General features: G+C 56.2%; 15 protein-coding genes. 6 read left to right on the plus strand and 9 right to left on the minus strand.

The window, feature by feature from the left end; all coding sequences use genetic code 11:
* Positions 1-160: 160 nt before the first annotated feature.
* From miaB to ACYVHC_RS00465, 6 genes are all read right to left on the minus strand, one after another.
* Positions 161-1,621 carry a MiaB/RimO family radical SAM methylthiotransferase gene (gene miaB / locus ACYVHC_RS00440; RefSeq protein ID WP_460611683.1) on the minus strand — a complete coding sequence of 487 codons (1,461 nt, stop codon included), beginning with the start codon at positions 1,619-1,621 and terminating at the stop codon, positions 161-163.
* A gap of 185 nt (positions 1,622-1,806) precedes the next feature.
* A complete protein-coding gene (gene pabB, locus ACYVHC_RS00445; RefSeq protein WP_460611684.1) occupies positions 1,807-3,078 on the minus strand; it encodes an aminodeoxychorismate synthase component I in 1,272 nt (423 codons plus the stop codon).
* A 101-nt stretch (positions 3,079-3,179) separates the two neighbouring features.
* Positions 3,180-4,742, minus strand: a complete 1,563-nt coding sequence (locus ACYVHC_RS00450) for a tetratricopeptide repeat protein (protein WP_460611685.1) — start codon at positions 4,740-4,742, stop codon at positions 3,180-3,182.
* Positions 4,743-4,799: 57 nt separating this feature from the next.
* Entirely contained in the window at positions 4,800-5,549 is a 750-nt protein-coding gene (locus tag ACYVHC_RS00455) for a zinc ribbon domain-containing protein (protein WP_460611686.1), read from the minus strand.
* Positions 5,539-6,639, minus strand: coding sequence for a Nif3-like dinuclear metal center hexameric protein (locus ACYVHC_RS00460; protein ID WP_460611687.1), 1,101 nt, complete (start codon positions 6,637-6,639; stop codon positions 5,539-5,541). The genes ACYVHC_RS00455 and ACYVHC_RS00460 overlap by 11 nt, the downstream gene beginning before the upstream one ends.
* 84 nt (positions 6,640-6,723) lie before the next feature.
* The gene (locus ACYVHC_RS00465) at positions 6,724-7,404 is read right to left on the minus strand and encodes a uracil-DNA glycosylase family protein (protein ID WP_460611688.1); all 681 of its coding nucleotides are present in this window, start codon (positions 7,402-7,404) and stop codon (positions 6,724-6,726) included.
* A 191-nt stretch (positions 7,405-7,595) separates the two neighbouring features.
* Here ACYVHC_RS00465 and lpxK point away from each other — a divergent pair, with 191 nt between their 5' ends.
* The 4 genes from lpxK to ACYVHC_RS00485 all read left to right on the plus strand — a co-directional run bounded on the left by lpxK (position 7,596) and on the right by ACYVHC_RS00485 (position 12,075).
* Complete coding sequence (lpxK, locus tag ACYVHC_RS00470; RefSeq protein ID WP_460611689.1) at positions 7,596-8,654, plus strand: tetraacyldisaccharide 4'-kinase; 1,059 nt, start codon at positions 7,596-7,598, stop codon at positions 8,652-8,654.
* Positions 8,647-10,674, plus strand: a complete 2,028-nt coding sequence (locus ACYVHC_RS00475; RefSeq protein ID WP_460611690.1) for a putative porin — start codon at positions 8,647-8,649, stop codon at positions 10,672-10,674. Before lpxK ends, ACYVHC_RS00475 begins: the two co-directional genes overlap by 8 nt.
* An 87-nt stretch (positions 10,675-10,761) precedes the next feature.
* Complete coding sequence (locus tag ACYVHC_RS00480; RefSeq protein WP_460611691.1) at positions 10,762-11,358, plus strand: MiaE family protein; 597 nt, start codon at positions 10,762-10,764, stop codon at positions 11,356-11,358.
* 240 nt (positions 11,359-11,598) lie between these two features.
* A complete protein-coding gene (locus ACYVHC_RS00485) occupies positions 11,599-12,075 on the plus strand; it encodes a hypothetical protein (protein WP_460611692.1) in 477 nt (158 codons plus the stop codon).
* Positions 12,076-12,105: 30 nt separating this feature from the next.
* Here ACYVHC_RS00485 and ACYVHC_RS00490 read toward each other — a convergent pair whose 3' ends face one another.
* A complete protein-coding gene (locus ACYVHC_RS00490) occupies positions 12,106-13,950 on the minus strand; it encodes a glycoside hydrolase family 2 protein (RefSeq protein WP_460611693.1) in 1,845 nt (614 codons plus the stop codon).
* Positions 13,951-14,097: 147 nt separating this feature from the next.
* Entirely contained in the window at positions 14,098-15,375 is a 1,278-nt protein-coding gene (locus tag ACYVHC_RS00495) for an asparagine synthetase B (protein ID WP_460611694.1), read from the minus strand.
* 263 nt (positions 15,376-15,638) lie between these two features.
* On the opposite strand from ACYVHC_RS00495, the gene ACYVHC_RS00500 reads away from it, so the two are divergent.
* Together ACYVHC_RS00500 and ACYVHC_RS00505 are read left to right on the plus strand one after the other, a co-directional pair.
* Entirely contained in the window at positions 15,639-16,877 is a 1,239-nt protein-coding gene (locus ACYVHC_RS00500; protein ID WP_460611695.1) for an ABC transporter permease, read from the plus strand.
* A 903-nt stretch (positions 16,878-17,780) separates the two neighbouring features.
* Entirely contained in the window at positions 17,781-18,440 is a 660-nt protein-coding gene (locus ACYVHC_RS00505; RefSeq protein ID WP_460611696.1) for a hypothetical protein, read from the plus strand.
* 91 nt (positions 18,441-18,531) lie between these two features.
* On the opposite strand, the gene mtaB is transcribed toward ACYVHC_RS00505, so the two are convergent.
* The gene (mtaB, locus tag ACYVHC_RS00510; RefSeq protein WP_460611697.1) at positions 18,532-19,872 is read right to left on the minus strand and encodes a tRNA (N(6)-L-threonylcarbamoyladenosine(37)-C(2))-methylthiotransferase MtaB; all 1,341 of its coding nucleotides are present in this window, start codon (positions 19,870-19,872) and stop codon (positions 18,532-18,534) included.
* Positions 19,873-19,997: the final 125 nt, after the last annotated feature.

Below are 19,997 nucleotides of genomic sequence, written 5' to 3' on the forward strand. Positions count from 1 at the left end.
AAAGACGAAAAGCGGGGCAGTTTATTTTGAGCGGCGCAGAATAAAAATCTTCATCCTAAGCCCATGAAGCGTCTTACTCATTTTGGACTAGCTCTTGCGGTGAACAAAAGCCTTGTCCTGAGAGGAAGAATATTCTTCGCAAGCTTAGGATGAGAATATTTTATAGCGCTTCGCCGAGGAGCGTATTGGTCGTGGATTCGTGCACGAGCACCTCCACGTAGTCGCCTTTCTTGTAGTGCTTGCGGGGGAAGATGACAACCTGATTCTGGCTGTTGCGGCCGCTGAGGTGCTCCTGGCTGCGCTTCGAGAAGTTCTCTACCAGTACTTTATGCACTTTGCCTACCCCCCGCAAGTTGCGCAAGCGGCTATGCTCCTGTTGCAAGGCAATCACCTCGGCTAGGCGGCGCTTTTTCACGTCCAGCGGAATGTCATCTTCGAGCTTGCGAGCGGCTAGGGTGCCGGGGCGCTCCGAGTAGAAGAACATGTAGGCCATGTCGTACTTCACCAGCTCCATCAGGCTCAGCGTGTCCTGGTGTTCTTCTTCCGTTTCCGAGCAAAAGCCTGAAATCATATCGGTGCTGATGGCGCAGTCTTCGCCGAGGATGCGGCGGATGGCTTGCACGCGCTCCTCATACCAGGGCCGGTCGTAGGTGCGGTTCATGAGCTTCAGCACCCTAGTGTTGCCGCTTTGGGCCGGCAAATGAATGTATTTGCAGATGTTCTCGTACCGCGCCATGGTATACAGCACCTCGTCGGTGATGTCCTTGGGGTGAGACGTGGAGAAGCGGACGCGCAGCTCGGGGCTGATGAGGGCCACGCGCTCCAGCAACTGGGCAAAGTTGACGTGCTCAGTGCCATCTTCACTAGCCCATTTGTAAGAGTCAACGTTCTGGCCCAGTAGCGTAACTTCTTTGTACCCTTGCGCCACCAGGTCGCGGGCTTCCTGCACAATGCTGTGCGCGTCGCGGCTCCGCTCGCGACCCCGGGTGAAGGGCACCACGCAGAAGGAGCACATATTGTCGCAGCCACGCATGATGCTAATGAAAGCCGTAATACCGTTGCTGTTCAGGCGCACGGGCGTGATGTCGGCGTAGGTTTCTTCGCGGCTGAGCAGCACGTTCACGGCTTTTTGCCCGCCATCAACCTGCTGAATCAGCTGGGGTAGGTCGCGGTAGGCATCGGGGCCCACTACCAGGTCTACCAGTTTTTCTTCTTCCAGAAACTTGCTTTTCAGGCGCTCGGCCATGCAGCCCAGCACGCCCACCAGCAGGCCGGGGTTGCGCTTTTTGTGGCTGTTGATCTGGGAGAGGCGCATGCGGACTGTCTGCTCGGCCTTTTCCCGGATGGAGCAGGTATTGAGCAGTACCAAATCAGCGCCTTCTAGCTCCTCAGTAGTGTCAAAGCCCTGCTCAAACAGAATGCTCGACACGATTTCGGAGTCGGAGAAGTTCATCTGGCAGCCGTAGCTTTCAATGTACAGCTTCCGGGTGCGGCCCGTGCGGCTAGCCGGATTCACGCGTACCTCGCCCGAGGGCTCGTGTTCGTGCGTGGCGGCATCAACGGCGGGCGTGGGCAGCGCAGGGGTATCGAGAAAGTCGAGAGTAATCAGCGGTTGGGACATGGGAAAGGCCTCAAAGAGACAGCAGCATCACGATTCAGAGAACAGCAAAGGTAGCTGTTTTAGGCTGAAAATGACAGAATGTCAGAAGAGCGTACAAGTGAAATTATGGGTAAGTGAAAGCAGAAGCTGGCCTGTTTAGCATCTGGCTAGGCCTGCCGAAACCGCAAACCCCTTCCGGCACTTACTCACAATTTTACCCCTAGTACTTCCAGCAGCGCCTGGGCTTTAAGCAGGCACTCTTCATACTCACGCTCCGGCACCGAGTCGTAGGTGATGGCCGAGCCGACCTGGAAGGAGAGGTAGCCGGTATCTTGCCGGTACTGTAGGCTTCGTATCACCACATTGAAATCGAAGTCGCCGTTAGGCAGCACATACCCGATGCTGCCGCTGTAGAGGCCGCGCCGGGTGTGCTCATACTGCTCAATCAGCTGCATGGCCCTGATTTTTGGGGCCCCGGTCATCGAGCCCATCGGGAAGGCGGCGCGCAGGATGTCTACTAGGTCGGCTTCGGGCCGAACCTGAGCCTGGACCGTAGAAATCATTTGCCACACGTGGCGGAACGGGTAGAGACCAAACAGCTCCGGAACCTGCACGGTACCGGTCAGTGCCACGCGGGCCAGATCGTTGCGCACCAAGTCCACAATCATCAGGTTTTCGGCGCGTTCTTTTTCATCCTGGAGCAGCGTAAGGCGCTGTTGCTCATCCGCTTCAGGGGTAGCGCCGCGCCGAATGGTGCCTTTGATAGGTTGGGAAAGCAGCGTGCTGCCTTGCCATCGCAGAAAGCGCTCCGGCGAGGCACACAGCAGGAAATGGTCGTGGTGACGGTAGAAGCCCGCGAAAGGTGTAGGCGAGGCCTCCTGGAGCCGCAGGAAAACGTCAACAGGGTTAAGGTGTACGTTCTCCGCGAAGAACTCTTGGCACAGGTTGAGCTCGTACACCTCGCCGTTCAGAATGTCTTCCTGCACGGCCTGCACCGCAGCCAAATACGCGGGGCGCGACATGCGGGACTGCATGGCCGGTACCGTCGGGGCCGCCACCACAGATAGTGGCAGGTCCTGAATCTGGCGCAGTACGACCGCCGGCTCCGGTGCGTTGATTTCAAGTGTAGTTTCGCGCCAATACAGCCACGTAGTAGGGGTGAAGAAGTGCAGCTGGGGCCAGTTAAAACCAGAGAAATTAGCGCTATGCAGGGCCTCAATCTCGTTTTTAACGTCGTAGGTGATGAAGCCACAGGCGGGCGCATTCTCTTCTTTCGTAGGAACCCACTGCTGGAGCTCCGCTAGGGTAGCTGGTGCGGCCGGGGCTTGCTCCGCCACCGCAAGTAACCTCGAAAACGGGCCGTGCGGATAGGAGAGGTCGTTGGGTTCAAAGTAGGCGCAATGCGGAAAGCTAGCGGCCCACTGCAGGGCTTTTGCGCGAAACTGGGCAGGAAGGTCGGTGAGCGGAATGGTGAGCACGAAGCAAAGGTACAATGGGCCGGCGGCGTAATACAGGCCAAGTACTAGCCCGGCTGCAAGGTGAAACCGCGGTGGCTAAGCAGCCTCCCTAAGTCAACTAGTTACTCCAACTCTTTTAAGGCCAGTTTAGCTTTTGTATCGGTGCTGTTTTTGTACTCGTGTTTGGAATAGGACAGCGCCTTCTGAAAATAGGTTTTGGCCGTATGAGTTTGTCCTTCAGCCTGGTAGAGGTAGCCGAGCTGCAGCGCCGACTGGGGCGCAAAGTAATACGGCGCCGAACCGGCCCGCGCAATGGTTTGGGCATAAAACAGGCGCGCCGAGTCCAGCCGACCGAGCAGGTGCCAGGCCCGGGCCCGCCGGTAGGGCTCCTCCAGCCGGTCGCGCAGGGGCGTGGTGGCCAGTGGCCGGAAGCTTTGTAGGGTGGTCAGGGCTTTGCCATAGTATCCTCCATCAATCTGGAGGCGAGCCAGCGTGAGGTGCTTGTTGAGCGGCAGATTATCGGCGAAGAAGCGCTGGGCATAGTTGTCTTCTTCCAGCACGGTGCGACCCCGCGGCGCAATGGTGCGGCGGTACTGCTCGGCCGCGGTTGCATCTCCACTCAGCCAGGCGGCCAGATAGAGCTTGAAAGCGGCATCCTTGCGGTAATGCTGGCCCTTGTATTCCTGCAAAAACTGCTGATTGGTCCGTAACGAGGCCGCATACTGCCCTTGGTACAGCAGCAGGTCGGCGGCCATGTGGTGCAGGTAGGGCAGCGGCAGATAACCCGGCCCAGTTGGTCGGCCCCGATACGCTGCCAGCGCGGCATCGGTGTGGTGTTGCTTTTTATGCTGACTGATAACCAAGTAGCTCAGCAGCAAATTATCGGGCTGCTGGTGGCGTAGCGTCTCTACCAGTTTCAGCGCCGCCTCGGGCTGTTTGTAGTAGGTTTCTTCTAGCAGAGCCAGAATCAAGCGGGCTTCCAGCTGGAAGTCGTTGGGCTGGGTTGCGGCTAGGCGCAGGTTGTGCAGCCCGGCGGTTACGCTGCCCGGCAACCCTAGCAACTTAAGAAACCAGCGGTACGACTCGGGCAGCGAACCGATAAAGAACTGCATCATGCCCAGTGTTTTGCGGGCCGGCAAGTAACTAGGGTAGTGGCGCACCACCTGCTGCATGTGCAGGTAGCTTTGGCGCAAGCTCCAGGCGCCCTGCACTTCGTGGCCGAACACCACCTGCGCTGCTGCCTGATGCAACCGAATTTCGGCCTGGGCATAGTCGCGCAAGGCGCTTGCCTCCGACGATTTTTCCAGAGTTTTCAAGCGTTGGTCCTGGGCTGTAACCGTTGCCTCATAGCGAGCGGCATCCTGACTGACAAGCAGTTCCGTAATGGCCAGGCAGTCTTGCACTAGCAGTGCGCCAGCCGCAGTGGCATCTGCCCCCCGAAGTGCGGTGCGGGCCGCCTCGGGCCGCATTTTCAGCACTTCCGCATAAGCGCGAGCCTGGGTGGGAGTAAGGCTGAATTTGGCGCCCGCTTCAAACTCACGCGTTGCTAAGGGCAACGCACTTAAGCTGTTGCTTATACTCAGGGCTAGTAGCACTACCAAGCCCCACCCCTGTAGCGCGACCCTCCGCCCGATGCGAAGCAACGCAGGAAAAAGGCGTAGGGCAGGTTCGGCAGAAACTATCATAAGCAAAAAAAGAACGGCCCTAGGGCCGTTCTTTTTTAAAGTTGCTAGGGCAAAAACTTACGCAATGCGGGCTTCTACATCGGCCAGCACGCGGCCGCAGTGCTCGCACACGATAATTTTCTTGTGGGCAATGATATCGGCCTGGCGCTGGGGCGGCACCGTGTTAAAGCAGCCACCGCAGGCGTCACGCTTTACCGTTACCACAGCCAAGCCGTTGCGTACGTTGCCCCGGATACGGGTATATGCCATCAAAAGGCGCTCTTCCACGGGCTTCACTGCGCTAGAGCGCTCATCCATGAGCGTCTTCTCATCGGCTTCGCTTTCACCTACAATGGTTTGCAGCTCTACCTTCTTGTTGTCGAGGTCCTTTTTGCGCTCTTCCAGACGCTGCTTGGTACCGCTGATTTCGTTGTTCTTCAGCTCAATCTGGTACTGCGCTTCTTTGATTTTCTTTTCCGAAATCTGAATTTCCAGCTTCTGCAGCTCGATTTCCTTGGCAATAGCCTCGTACTCACGGTTGTTGCGTACGTTAGTCTGCTGATCTTCGTAACGCTTAATCAGGCCATCCGCGTCTTTAGCGTTTTGCTTGCGCTGCTTGATCTGGTCGTTAAGGGAGGCGATTTCCTCGTCGAATTTGCCTACCCGAACCTCGTACCCGGCAATTTCGTCCTCCAGGTCCCGAACTTCTTCGGGCAGGTCGCCGCGCACACGCCGGATTTCATCCAGTTGCGAGTCAATGCGCTGCAAATTCAGAAGGGCTTCCAGCTTACTGGCAACGGGGGTTTCCGCGGAGGGATTAGAAATCATAACGGACGGGGTTGGTAAAAGTCTCAGCAATTAAGAGCGCAAAAGTACTCCCAAAGTTGTCGGCAAGCAAATTCTGGAAAATTTCGCCGGTAAACTGCTCACTTTCAAAGTGGCCCACATCGCAGAGCAGTAGCTGGCCCTCAGCCCCGAAATATTCGTGGTATTTCAGGTCGCCGGTTACGTAGGCATCGGCCCCGGCGCGGCGGGCGTTACTGATCAGGAAACTGCCGGCTCCGCCGCATAGCGCCACTTTCTTAATGGGACGCTCGAAGGCAGTATGTTTTACCACGGGCACTAGCAACGCGTGCTTCAGCTGCTGCCGAAACTGCTGCGGGCTCAGAGCTTCGGGTAGTTCCCCTATCATTCCGGAGCCTACTTCCTGGTGCAGGTTTTCGAGCTTCACTACTTCATACGCTACCTCTTCATAGGGGTGAGCACCGCGCAGGGCCCGCAGCACGGTTGCTTGCTGGTGGAGGGGTAGCAGTACTTCCACCCGGTCCTCGCGCACCAGCTCGGGCTGTCCGGGTTGCCCAATAAACGGGTCAGTGGCCGCGCCCGGCGTGAAGGTGCCCATGCCTTCGGAGCGGAAGCTGCACTCCGAGTAGTTGCCTACTTGCCCCGCCCCGGCCTGGTAGAGCGCCTGGAGAACAGTCTCGGTGTGCGTGGTGGGCACGTAGGTGATGAGCTTGGCCAGTAAAGCCGGCTTCGGGTCAAGGATGCGCAGGTTTTGCAAGCCCAGCTTCTGGGCCAGCTTGCGGTTTACACCGTGGTATATATTATCGAGGTTGGTATGGGCGGCGTAAATGGCCACATCGTTTTTGATGGCCTTGATAAGCGTTTGCTCTACCTCACTAGCTCCCGTCAGGCGTTTAAGCGGCCGAAATACCACCGGATGATGCGCCACTACCATATTGCAGCCCCGGCGCAGGGCTTCATCCACTACCGCTGGCGTGCAGTCAAGGGCAATCAGCACGCCGCGTATTTCCATGGCGGGGTCGCCGCACTGCAGACCGGCGTTATCATATGATTCTTGGTAGGCCAGGGGAGCGGCCCGCTCCAGCACGCGGGCAAGGTCTTGGACGGTTGGCATGGGGTATAGGGCTAGTAAGCAGGGCAAATGTGCGGAATGTGGGGAATAAATCCGGAAAGCAGCAGTGGCACCCAAGTCTTAACCTTACGCGTTGTTGCTGCTCACCCTATGTAACATCTCCACATAGCGCGCTACATTTTCGGTCAAGGCCCGGCGCTTGTACTGCATCAGGTAGCGCGGGTGGTCCAGGATATGGATCTGATCAAAGAGCTGAAGCTCCTGATTGAGCTTCATGAAATACAGCCCGTTGCGCCGGCCTAGGCAGATGGCCGCATGGCGCGCCAATCCTACCTGCGTTACCTGCTGCTGAAGCCCGGTCTGAATAGCGGGCCACAGCGCCTGCGTGACGGCCGGCGAATCATAAAAATTGTAGTTCAGCCCGTTGCGTAGCAACACCAGCGGGTACAGGGAGCCCAGGAAAAAATGCTGATAGAAGGCTTCAGGCCCGCCCATGGCTAGCACCACGGCCTGCACAAACTCACTGGATGGTTCTCGGCGGCGCGGCAACTCGTTGTGGATGCCCCAGGCTGCTAGGGCCGTGGGGTCGGTGAAGGCCACACCGGTGCGCCCATTGCCCAGCCGGCCCGGATTAATACCTAGTAACGCAATTCGCGGCTGATTGCCAGTATAGTAGCGCTGCGCAAACTGCTGAAACAAGCCGCGCGGCGTAGGATCTTGGAACGGACTATACGCTTCTACCCCTTCGGGCAGCGCAGCAGGCAGAGGAAACTCAGTAAGAAAGCGAAACAGGCGGTCGGAGAACATACGAGGGCAAACTAGCGGAGGGCCTTGTACGGGGCGGCTGGTAGGATAGCTTTGAGAGAAGCCATTTCATAGCTCTTGAGGGTGGTGGGCGGGTAAATTTCTGGTAGGGCCCCTATCGAATGTAATGGGAGGGCGCCGCAACCTAGCAGCAACCCGCTACTTTTGTGCCTTCCGCTATCTGGCCGCTCACTATGCCTCCTATTCTTACCCTGTTGCTACTTCCGCTAAGCTGGCTCTATGCCGGCGTGATGGCCGTACGCAACTGGCTGTACGAGGCGGGCTGGAAACCCCAGACGCAGTTTGAGCCGCTGCCCATTCTGAACGTGGGCAACCTGCGGGTAGGGGGCACTGGCAAAACGCCGCACGTGGCCTGGCTCGTGAGCTGGCTGCAGCAACATGGCCAGCAGCCAGCCCTGCTCAGCCGCGGCTACGGCCGCCGTACCCGCGGCTACCGCCTAGCCAATGCAACGGATACTGCCGCTACCATCGGCGACGAGCCGTTGCAGCAGTTCAGGCAGTTTGGGGGGCTAGTGCCCGTAGTCGTGAGTGAAGGCCGGGTAGCTGGGCTGCAACGGCTTTTGCGCGAAGTGCCGGCTACCACCGCGGTAGTGCTCGATGATGCCTACCAGCACCGCCGCGTAAAGCCCACCCTGAACATCCTGCTTACCGAGCAGGAAAGGCCATTTTACAAGGATTACGTGCTGCCGGCTGGTCGCTTGCGCGAAAGCCGTGCTGGGGCTGCCCGCGCCGATGTGGTGATTGTAACCAAGTGCCAACCCGATTTATCAGAGAAAGAGCAAACTACCATTACAAACCACATCAGGCGCTATGCCAGCCCTGCTGTGCCGGTGTTGTTCTCGTGCTACGACTATGGTATGCCCGTGCCGTTGGGAGCTACTAGGGGGCAGCCGGGCGCTGAGGTTCTGCTACTTACCGGTATTGCCCGCCCCGAGCCGCTGCACCAGCATCTGGAGGCTGCGGGCTTTCACGTGCTTACTCATACCCTTTTTCCAGATCATCACGCCTTTCAGCCCGATGAGATTCGGGCGCTGGCGGCGCAATTACGGCCCGGCCAGTGCGTTCTGACTACGCAGAAAGATGCCGCCCGCCTGTTGGAGCCAGCCTTGGCTGCACTTGTGGCCGATTTGCCCGTATTTTACATTCCGATTAAGGTTCGGTTTATGGCCGATGGGGAAACCCGATTAGCCAACTTCTTGACCCCGTACTTTCAGCCCCACGCTGTTGTCTGATTCGCTGCTGTATTCCTTGTTGAAGGCTTTGGTGCCCCGTTCTGTTGGTTCTGGCGGCCGAGGCTGCCGGGCGCGCCGGCTGCTCATGGCCGCGTTGCCGGCCCTGTTGCTGCTGACGTTATGCCTCTTACCTAGCACAACCCACGCCCAAATCGTCGACGATTCCACTAAAAACATCTACGGCGCCCGCACTACTTTCATTTTGCGGGAGGCCGATATTATGCGGCAGGATACGGTAGGGCGCATGATTGACACCACCCTGACCCGCCTGCCTCAGCACCGCTTCTGGACCCACGACTCTACCTATCAGCAGGACCTGGGCAACTTCGGAACCGCCTCGCGGCCGTTGCTTTGGGAGCCAAACCTGCAGCTGGGGGCCCGCCTAGGCCGGAACGTGTTTGACCGGTACGCGCGCAACGCCTCCACCATTCCCTACTACGATACCCGCTCGCCCTACACATTCTTTCGCTTTCACCAAGGCAACCCCTACGAACAGATTTTCGAGCTCTCGTATGCCCGAAGCCTGAAAAAGAACTTTAACGTGGGCTTTGCCTACGAGCGGTTTGGGGCCAACAAGGCCGTAGACGTAACCAATACCCGTGAGGGTCAGACAGAGCACAGCAACTTCCTGTTTTTTGCCCGCTACCACTCGCCCGATGACCGTTATAATGCTGTGGCTAACTTCAGCACGGCCCGCCACCGCGTAGCTGAGCAAGGCGGTATTCAGCCTCAAACTTCTGACTTTGATGCGACGGGAAAAGTAGATTTAAAAGGCCTGTTTGACTATCAGCGGGAGGTAGTAAACCTGACAAATGCCCTTAACCGAGAAGCACGCGACCAGGTTCGGCTTACGCATACCTACCGGCTATTGGGTCGGGGGCTTACCGCATTTCACACCTTTGATTGGCGTCGGCAAAACAACCGCTTCAACGATACCGAATTAAAACCGAACGGAAGTACGCCGGTGTTCTACCCCGAATTCCGACTGAGCACCGCCGCTACCGACGACCGGGCCGAATTCCGGCAGCTGGAAAATACGGTGGGTGTGATGGGCCGCACTACTACTATTGAGTACCGGCTGTACGGGCGTCACCGTAATGCTTCCCTAGAAACCCGTGCTGCTGATGGGGAGCCCGCCGTACTGATGCAGGCCCTGCCCCGTCGTACGTTCAATCAGTTATTTGTAGGCGGTACGGCGGCGTTTCGCTACCGTCAGTTTGCTATTGAAACAGCCGGCGAGTTCAAGCCTTCCGCGCAGTTAAACAACACCGAATATTGGCTGCGCGGCGGCACGCGCTTGGGGCCACTAAGCGGCGAACTGCTGGTAGCCAGCTACGCACCTACCCTTACCGAACTGGAATTCAGAGGCAACCATTATGAATGGGACCACAAGGGCAGCAGCTCCAATGCGTTTTCCAACACCGATGTGCAGCAGCTCCGGGTGCGGGTAGCGCAGCAATTAGGCCGGCATTATCTGGAGGCAGGTGGTACAATAGCTAACATCATTGATCTGATCTATTACAGCGAGGAACAGGCGGGTGGTGCGCCTCGTCAACTCAGTGGCACCCGCCAGCTAACCACACTTTCGGCGCGCTACCGCGTTAATTTTGGGCCGCTCTATTCTGACAACCAAGCCACGTACACTATTGGGGGCGAAGACGATAAGGAAGGATTGCGCGTGCCCAAGATTGTTGGCGACGCCCGGCTGTACTTCCAGGGGTTTGTGTTTAAGAAGGCGTTACTAGGGCAGGTGGGGGTGCAAGGTTATTTCCAGTCACGCTGGAAACCCTATGACTACAGCCCTAGCACGCAGCAGTTCTTTGTTCAGAATCACTTTACCAGCCGCAATATTCCGGTGGTAGACGCCTTCCTGAGCGCCGATATCAAAACGGTGAATGTGTTTCTGAAGATGGCGTACATCAATCAGTTTTTGCCGCAGTCGGGCTATTTCACGGCGCCCTATTATGCGGCTTTGCCCCGGCGCTTTCAGTTCGGTATTCGTTGGCAGTTTTTTAACTAGCCTTGCCTGCCCGTCAAACCTCCCTGGCGTGCCCCTCGTGCAATACACTTGTTTGCCTCGGGTTCTAGGCCAATTTTGCTTCTCCTCATGAAAGAAAAAACTATCCTCAAGCTGAAGCTGAACACTGACCCACGGTGGGTTGATATTGCCAGTAAAAACATCGAGGATATCCTCGTGGACCATGCCTATTGCGAGCAGAAGGCAGCCAGCACTGGTATTTCACTCATCGTAAAATACCCCGAAAAAACGCGACTGGTTGAAGAGCTGACTGCCCTGGTAGCCGAGGAGTGGGAGCACTTTGCGCGGGTGTTGCAGGAGCTACGCAAGCGAGGCCACGAGCTGGGCCGTCCGCGCCACGATGAGTACGTGGTGCAGCTAATGAGCCATGTGCGCAAAGGCGGCGCCCGGGAGCGGCAGCTAATGGATCAGCTGTTGGTAAGTGCTCTGATAGAGGCTCGTAGCTGCGAACGGTTCAAGCTGTTGTGGAAGCACATTCCGGACCCCGAGCTCAGCCAGTTCTACTATGAGCTGATGGCATCAGAGGCGGGGCATTTCGTGAGCTACGTAGACTTGGCCAAGGAGTATTGCAACGCAGAGGAGGTAGATGCCCGCCTGCAGGAGCTGCTGAAAATTGAGGGCGAAATCGTAACCAACCTTCCCGTCCGCGACGACCGGATGCACTAGCCCGGCTTGGTGGCCGAACCGGCCTTTGCTACGTAGTTTGTGTGTGGCTTGCCGGCTGGGTAACCACCAGTTCTAGGGCGCATAAAAGCGGCACCTGGCAGTTTAGCTTTGCTTTACTCAGGTGCTAGGCTACCTAATTGTGAAAGTGAGACTTACGGCCGCAAATCTTATTTTTTCAAGAGGGCTTTGTTGTCTGAAAAGTAATTGTAGTTTCGTCGCTGGCATCTTCAATAGCGGTCTATGAAACACACCTTTACTCTGCTTCTTTTACTTGTTGGTTTGCCCCTTGGGGCGCTGGCCCAAGCCTCAGCCGCTTCGGATCCGGTGGTGCTGAACTTCTGCGGCCTTAATGTGCCGGTGGAGGCTGGTTGCGCCCCCAGCTCCAAAAATCAGCTGACGTGTACTGACTACCAGCTGACGTGGATGTACCTCGACTTCGCTTTCCTGAAAACGTATCCGGAGCAGTACGCGCGTCAGATGCAGAAAAAGCACAAGAACGTGGAGCGTCAGCCTCTGGATTGTTTTATTCTGGACACGCCCGCCAAGGGTTTCCGGCTGAGCTACCCCACGGAGCAGGGAGGCATTGCGTATCAGCTTATTGCCTATGGTATTGCCAAGGGCCAGCCGGTATTAATTGACCTGGTGCTGCCCACTGACCCGGAAAAAACGGCCGACCTTCCGGCCGCCGCCCGCCAGATTCTGCGACTGCCTAAGTAGCCGGGGCCACTTAGGCAGTCACAGCCGACGCTATGCTTCGCTCGTGGCGTCGGTTTGATGGGGTTTGGAAGCTAGTAGGCCTTCCGGCACGGAAAGCTCGCCGGTGTGGGCATCAATCAGGCCATTGCGCTCATCCTCAATGTTGGTTGCCTGCGTGTACACGTCGCCGGCAATGGGACGTTTGCGAAGTTCCTGCTTGAATTGCTGAATGCGCTCCGTACGCTCTGCCGAGTCCTTCGGTCCGCCATAATCGGCAAAGCCAAAGCCGCCCCATTCGCTGATGATCAGCGGCTTTTGGCGGGCATAGAAGAACGGGTCGCCGATGACCAGCGGCAGTACAGCTACGTTATTTAAGTCGCCTTGCACCATGCGGTCCAGCAGCTCCGACCAGCGACTGAGCTCCGGGGTATACACGTGCGCCGTCAGCAGATCCGACTTCAGCCGTCCGTTCACAGAAATGTGCTGCCAGCCATCGTTATCGACCACCAGAAACTGGGGATGGTTTATAAGCATGTAATGATACATGTCCACGATATACCGGCGCGTTTCCGGATTTGTGGCAATGTCCTGTGCACCCCAGTCCTCGTTGTAAAGGCTCCAGATGACTACGGAGGGGTGAGACTCAATGTGCGCTAGCATACGCAGCAGCTCGGCCTGGTGGTTTTCTCGGCTTTTGGCAGTGGAGGAGTGCGGGCTAGGTACTTCTACCCACAGCAGCAAGCCCAACTCGTCGGCCAGGTTGTAAATACGTGGGTCGACGCCAGCAATGTGCACCCGTACTAGGTTGCACCCCAATGCTTTCATGGCGTGCATGTGGCGCTGCATCTCCTCATAGGTGGCCGTGCCCGGCTGGTACAGAATACCATCAATGTAGATGGGCTCGTTGTTGAGGTATACAAACTTTCCTCTCGACTCAATCTTGCGCAGCCCGAAGTGGGTTTCTATTTCGGCGGTGTAGCCTTCACTATCAACAAGTTGGGCTACCAGCCGGTAGAGGTGAGGGGAGCCTGGTTGCCAAAGTTCAGCCCCGGTCAGCTCCATTACTACCCGCTGTTGCCGCTCACCTGCTTCCAGCTTCAAGGTAAAATCAGAGGTAGCGAGGGGCTTGGGTGTGGGCGCAATTTTATCGAATACCTGCAGGCGCAGTGTGTACAGGCCGGGGTCATGGATGCGCGTCGTGATATTGAAGCGCACCATTTTGTCTTCAATCACACTGTCGACGCCTACGCGGGAACGGAGACGGTTGCGTTCCACCATTTCCAGCCAGATGCTCCGGACGGCGCCAGTGTACGTCTGGTACCAAATGCCGCCGCGCTTGTACACATGCGACTCCTGCTTGCCACGTGGCCGTTCGGCGTCCATGGTATCTACAATGCGGACCGTGAGGCGGTTAACCGGCCGCAGGTGCTCTTCGCGTAGCTCAAAGGAAAAAGACGTGTACTCGCCGTAATGCACGTCTTCGCCTTCTACGGTACGGAGTGGGAAGCCATTGAGCCAGACCCGGGTTTCGTAGCCACAGGCGCCGAAGGTGATCTGGAACATAGAGTTCTTGTCGTCGTCGTCGCGCTCAGGCAAGATAAACTCCCGCTCATACCAGGCTACAACCTTGTCTTTCCAGCCGGGGGCTAGGGGAGCGTCCTTGGCTAAGTGTTCCTCCACCGAGCCCGGCCAGCTGGCGGTGCGCTCGTAGTTGTGAGCTAGGTGCCAGCCGTCGCGCAAGCCAACGTCGTCGGAGTCCAGCTTAAATTTCCATTCGCCATCCAGCAGCAAGTAGTTGTTGGCGCGCAATACCGCCCTAGGAAGCGGATTGGCAGCTCTGAAATTACGTTCGCTAGTCGAAAACCCGTAGTTGGAATTTGATTCAGGAGCAGTCATGTGGGCATTACTGGTGTGAAATCTACAAACGAGGATTATGCGCCTGCGGATACTTTGCTAGGGCATAAAAACGTAAAAACCCGATGCAAAATGGGTGCAACGGGTTTCTCAGTAGGGCTGCTGCGCTAACCAGCACAGCCGCTGCCCTTAGGTTTTTTGTTTCTTCTTCTTGGCTGCCGGAAACAGGATGTTGTTCAATATCAGGCGGTAACCGGGTGAGTTGGGGTGTAAGGCAAGATCGGTAGGGTCTTCTTCTACCAAGTGCTGATAGTCCTCGGGGTCGTGGCCGCCATAAAACGTCCAGGTGCCTTTGCCCAGCGTTCCGTGCATGTAGCGCACCTCACCCGAGGCCTTATTATCGCCCATTACTACTACATCGGGTTTTACTAGCTGCTTACGGAACGCCGTCGTCTGGCCCATGAACCCGTGCACCGTGCGCACATGGTTTTGCGTGAGCATGGTCGGTACCGGGTCGTACTTGGCCGAGAACGTGAAGAGCTGGAAAAAGTCGTTGTCTTCGTACACACCCCGTTCGCGCGGGTCCATGTCAATGTTAGAGTACTCGTACTCAAACGGGTTCATGCGGAGTTGAAAGTTCTGGAAGGCCAGCGTCCGGTTGAAGTTGAGCTTGGATTGGGCCGTAGCATCCGCAGGGTCGCCATCGTACATGGTTTCTACCATATCGAGGCCTAGTCCGGCCAGGGCAATATCATAGGAGTCGGTGGCGGAGCACATGGCAAACTGGAAGCCGCCGCCCGCAATAAACTCCTGCATCTTCACCACCACGGCGCCTTTCATCTGGCTTACCTTGGCAAAACCGTTGCGCTTGGCCGTGGCTTCGGCATCGCGCTGCTGCTGCTGGTACCAGGGGCGGCTGCGGTACGTGGCGTAGAACTTGCCGTACTGGCCCGTGAAGTCCTCGTGGTGCAGGTGCAGCCAATCGTACTTCGGCAGGTCGCCGCGCAGTACCTCGTCGTCGTAAATCTGGGTGTAGGGAATTTCGGCGTAGGTGAGCACCATGGTCACGGCATCGTCCCAGGGTTGCTTGCCTTTAGGCGTGTACACCGCAATTTTGGGCACCTTCTCCAGCTTCATCACGTCCATGTTGGCGTTGGGGTCGGCTATTTCCGACAGAATGCCCGTGTACTGTGCCTCGCTGATAATCTGGTAGCTCACGCCGCGCACGGCCAACTCGTTTTCAGCGCCGGCGGCCACCTCGCAGGCAAAGGAGCCCCCGCGGTAGTTTAGCAGCCAATCAACCTCTACCTGTTTGCCTAGCAGCCAATAGGCTACGCCGTACGCTTTCAGGTGCTCTTTTTGAGTTTCATCCATCGGGATGAGGATGTGGTTGGCCCACGCGCTAACTGGCTGCAAGAGGCCAGCCGCCAACAGGAAAAATAAGGTAAGCAGGCGAGGAAAGCTCATACTGAAAATGGCAAATCAACTACTCCAATAACTACACAAACGACTAGGCCCTAGAGACAGGCAAAGCCGTGAAAGTAGACAGAAACCATCGTCCGCGTAGGCTAAAACAGCTAGTTACTCCCTGCTTCTAAAGGTAACGAAAGCAGGTGGGAGTTTAGTTGAAACCCGCTACCTTGCGGTACCGGCCGGTGTTGCCCAGCTACCGGTGTGGCCTAGTCAGCCCAAGTGTGGGTTCTTCGTTTTCGCGTCTACCTGCTGCCGTTATGCACCTGTTGGAAAACATCAAAGAGGCGTTTCGTTCCATCCACAGCAACTTGCTGCGCACTATTCTAACGGCGCTTATTGTCAGCATCGGCATTATGTCGTTGGTAGGCATCCTAACGGCCATCGACGCCATTAAGGCCTCTCTGAACACTACGTTTGCTAGCTTGGGAGCCAACTCCTTTGAAATCAAGGCAAAAGGCTACAATAATCGCTCCCGCCGAGGCGGCATTCAGGGCAAAACGTATCCGGTGATTTCGTACCTGCAGGCCCGCCAGTACAAGTCGGAGCTCGGAGACAACGCCAAAGTGGGTATTTCGGCTTTTATAGCCGGCGCCGTTGAGGTAAAGGCCAACGATAAGAAAACCAACCCCAACATGCAGGTAGTTGCCGGCGACGAAAACTACCTCATGATTCAGAACTACAACCTGCAGGGCGGGCGCACCTTCTCGGCTACGGAGCTTGATAACGGCGCTAACGTGGTGATTGTGGGAGGCGAAATCAAAGACAAGCTGTTTCCGCAACAAAGCCCCCTGGGCAAATACGTATACATGCTTGGCCGCCGCTTTCAGGTGATTGGCGAGCTAGAGAAAAGTGGCAGTAGCATGGGCGGTGGTGGTGCCGACCGCCTTCTGCTGATTCCGTTGGAAACCGGCAACCAACTGCCCCGGCAGCGCGCCCTCACCTACGATATCAAAACCGCCACGCCCGATGCCAATTACCTTAACTACCTGACGGGTGAGGCCACGGGTATCATGCGCGCCGTGCGCCACGATGCGCTTGGCCAGGAAGACAGCTTCGAGTTGGAACGCAGCGACTCGCTAGCGGGTAAGCTCGATTCCTTGTCGGGAAATCTGCGCATGGGGGGCTTCCTGGTGGGGTTCATTACCCTGCTTGGAGCTAGTATTGCCCTCATGAATATCATGATGGTTTCCGTGACGGAACGGACGCGGGAGATTGGAATTCGGAAGGCACTAGGTGCCACGGCGCTTCAAATCCGGCAGCAGTTCCTGATTGAGGCCATTGTGATTTGTGTAATGGGCGGCACGCTCGGCATCTTGCTTGGGGTGGGTATGGGCAATGGCGTTTCGCTGTTGGTCGGTAGCGGTGGCTTTATTATCCCGTGGCTCTGGATGATGGTAGGCCTACTAATTTGCGTGACGGTGGGGCTGGCTTCAGGCTATTATCCGGCCAGCAAAGCCGCCGCCCTCGATCCAATTGAGTCGCTACGCTTCGAGTAGAATACTAGGCCTTACATTGCTGCAAAGTCTGCCAGGTACTTGTGCCTTTTCAAGGCTATGGTAGGTTATGTTTGAAAAGTCGTTTTGATTCTCCTGCCGGTCATGCTTGATCTAGCGTCCGCTTGCCCGAATCATCATTACCGTTCTTGAGATTTCAGACACCGCTTAGAGTTGGTATTAGCGCCCCAACAGGTGGCGAATTTACTAGGGTGCGTAGTGTCCTCTATCATCAAGCATATCATGCTCAGCATATGGGGACCATCAGGCCAGGGGTGAGCCAAAGGGCGCCGAGGCCAAGCATCTCGCGTGCGGATATTGCCATGCGTTGCTGTATCTGAAAAGACACTGTGCTTTTCCTGAACCGTCGTACTTGAGTATTCAAATACTGCTTGAGTTAACCTAGCAAGCCGCTTGGCTACGCTGACCTTTGATTCGCTGACGGCTCTGCCAGAGGGTAGGCCATTACATAAACACTCATTTTTGATTCCTCTTCCTCTCGTCCCGGCTCAGTGACTTGTAGTGAACATTTTCTCGAGATTTTCACATGCGACAATCAAGTCTGGGCTTTTAGTCTGAGCTAGCTCCGAAATAAAAATTCAAAGAGACGAACACGTAAGCTCGTGGCAGCAGCATAGACTTCACGGGCAAGAGTAAATCAGAAAAAATAGAGCAGAGAGACGAAAATGGATTTTTTGAAACGAAGCTGTAATAAGGCGTGGCGTGAGTGTAAGCGAACGTGCAAACAAGTAAAGCCCTCACATGTAAAAGCCAGCGCAATATCCCGAAGAGGGGAGCATTGAAATGACTAGCATCGACCAAACATAAGGAGCAAGGAAGCGCGTTGTTTGTTAAACATTTGGGTTATATTTGAGGTGATAAAGAAGTATAACCCATTTGGTAACAATGGAAAAGTCAACAGTCGGCGAAAGGTTTGTGCAGCTTATTGCTCATTTGGGCATAAGCAAAAATGCGTTTGCAGCGTCCCTTGACAAGACAGCTACAGTCATCCAACACCTTGTTGATGAGAGGAATAAACCCGGGTTTGACCTTTTGTGTAAGGTATTTGAAGTATATCCAAATGTTTCGAAGGAATGGCTTTTGCAGGGAAACGGCCCTATGCTTTCTCAACAGAATTCACCTGTTGTAGCACCTGCGAATTCTAGTAAAAACCAGCCCGCCAGTCAACCGGCGGCTGAAATTACTAGCCCAGTTCAAGAACAAAAGCAGCCAACTGAAAGGCCTGCGGCCGTTAATGAAGCAGTAGTTACAGCAAGTATATCCGCACCAGTTCCGGAGCTCGCTCCAGTTTCCGTCCCTGTGGCCGCTAGCCAGCCGCAAGCTGTTGCTGCGCCTCTGGAAACTGCCGCACCAACCACCGTAGCTGCCGTTGCACCCACACCCGCTGCGCCTGCCGCTTCTGACGCAAGCTGGCAGACCGCTTTGTACACTCAGCAAATGGCTCATCAGCTGGCGTTGGCTGAACTGCGCAACCAACACTTGCAAGAACAGCAGCGGCTAATGCAGCAAATGATGGACCTGATGCAGCGCCAGCTGACTCGCTGATAATTATCATCTTCTTCTTTATAGAAACGAAAATGCCCCCGCTAGGATGCAGGGGCCTTTTCGTTTGCTAGCCTGGCAAAGTGCCCGAAGTCTAATGTTGAAACACCTCAATGCCTAGCTCTTCGGCCTCCATCAGGTTCTGCGGATTCACAGCCGTCAGACGAAGGCGCTTTAGTTCACCAACCAGCAAGGGGTCATATTTAGCCGTAACCCGGATGTAGTTCGGTGTAAAGCCTTCCATATGGCCATTGGTTACATCATCTTCAAACAGCACAGCAGTTTCAGTGCCTAAGTGCTGCTCGTAGAAATACCGCTTCTTCTTCTCGGAAAGGCCCCGCAGCTGCGTAGTGCGCTCGTGGCGGTGGCGGTCCTGCACGCGGCCGGGCAGGGTTGGGGCCAGGGTGTTTTCGCGCTCTGAGTACGGGAATACGTGCAGATAGCTTACATCCATCTCGTTCAGAAACTGATAGGTTTCCAGGAAGTCGGCTTCCGTTTCGCCGGGAAAGCCTACAATTACATCTACCCCGATGCAGGCATGGGGCATGACCTCCTTAATAAGAGCAACGCGCTCCTGATACAGCTCACGGCGGTAGCGGCGGCGCATCAGGCCCAGAATTTTGTTGGAGCCCGACTGCAGCGGAATGTGGAAGTGCGGCATAAACCGCTTCGATTGCGCTACAAACCGTATAATTTCTTCGGAAAGCAGATTGGGCTCGCAGCTGCTGATGCGGAACCGCTCGATGCCTTCTACCTCATCAAGGGCACGCACTAGGTCAAAGAAATCTTCTTTCCGCTCGCGCTCCGGCCCCTGCAATCCAAAGTCGCCGAGGTTTACGCCGGTCAGCACAATTTCCTTTACCCCAGTTTCGGCCAGCTTTTGCACACGCTCCACCACGCTCTGCACGGAGTTGGAGCGGCTCTTGCCGCGGGCCAGCGGAATGGTGCAGAACGAGCAGGAATAGTCGCAGCCGTCCTGAACTTTCAAGAAGGTGCGGGTCCGGTCGCCGTAGGAGTGGGCGGCATGAAACTCTGTGGCTTCAGAAATAGGCGAAGCAAACACATGGCCCGGCTGCCCGGCGGCGGGCTTCTGGAAACCGGCTAGGGTCTCCACGAGCTGAAACTTCTCGGCGGCGCCCAGTACCGCATGTACGCCGGGAATCTCGGCAATTTCCTGGGGCTTGAGCTGGGCGTAGCAACCTACGATGGCCACAAACGCCTCCGGATTATGCTTCAATGCCTCTTTCACCACCTTCCGGCACTTGCGGTCGGCGTGGTCCGTGACGGAGCAGGTATTGATAACGTAGATGTCAGCGGCATCCTCAAAGGCTGCTTTCACGAACCCATGATCCTCAAACTGCCGGCCAATAGCCGACGTTTCGGAGAAGTTGAGCTTGCAGCCCAGCGTATAAAAGGCAACTTTTCTGGTATCCATAAGCAAGGGCGCAAAGATACTGCTTAGTTGTGGGTTGCGGAAAGATTCCGACAAGTTCACGCCCCCAGCCCCTTAACGCCCGGTTCGTACTGCTCAAAGCGGCCTGTTGCTAGGTGCCAATAGAA

The organism is Hymenobacter seoulensis, from assembly GCF_054780535.1.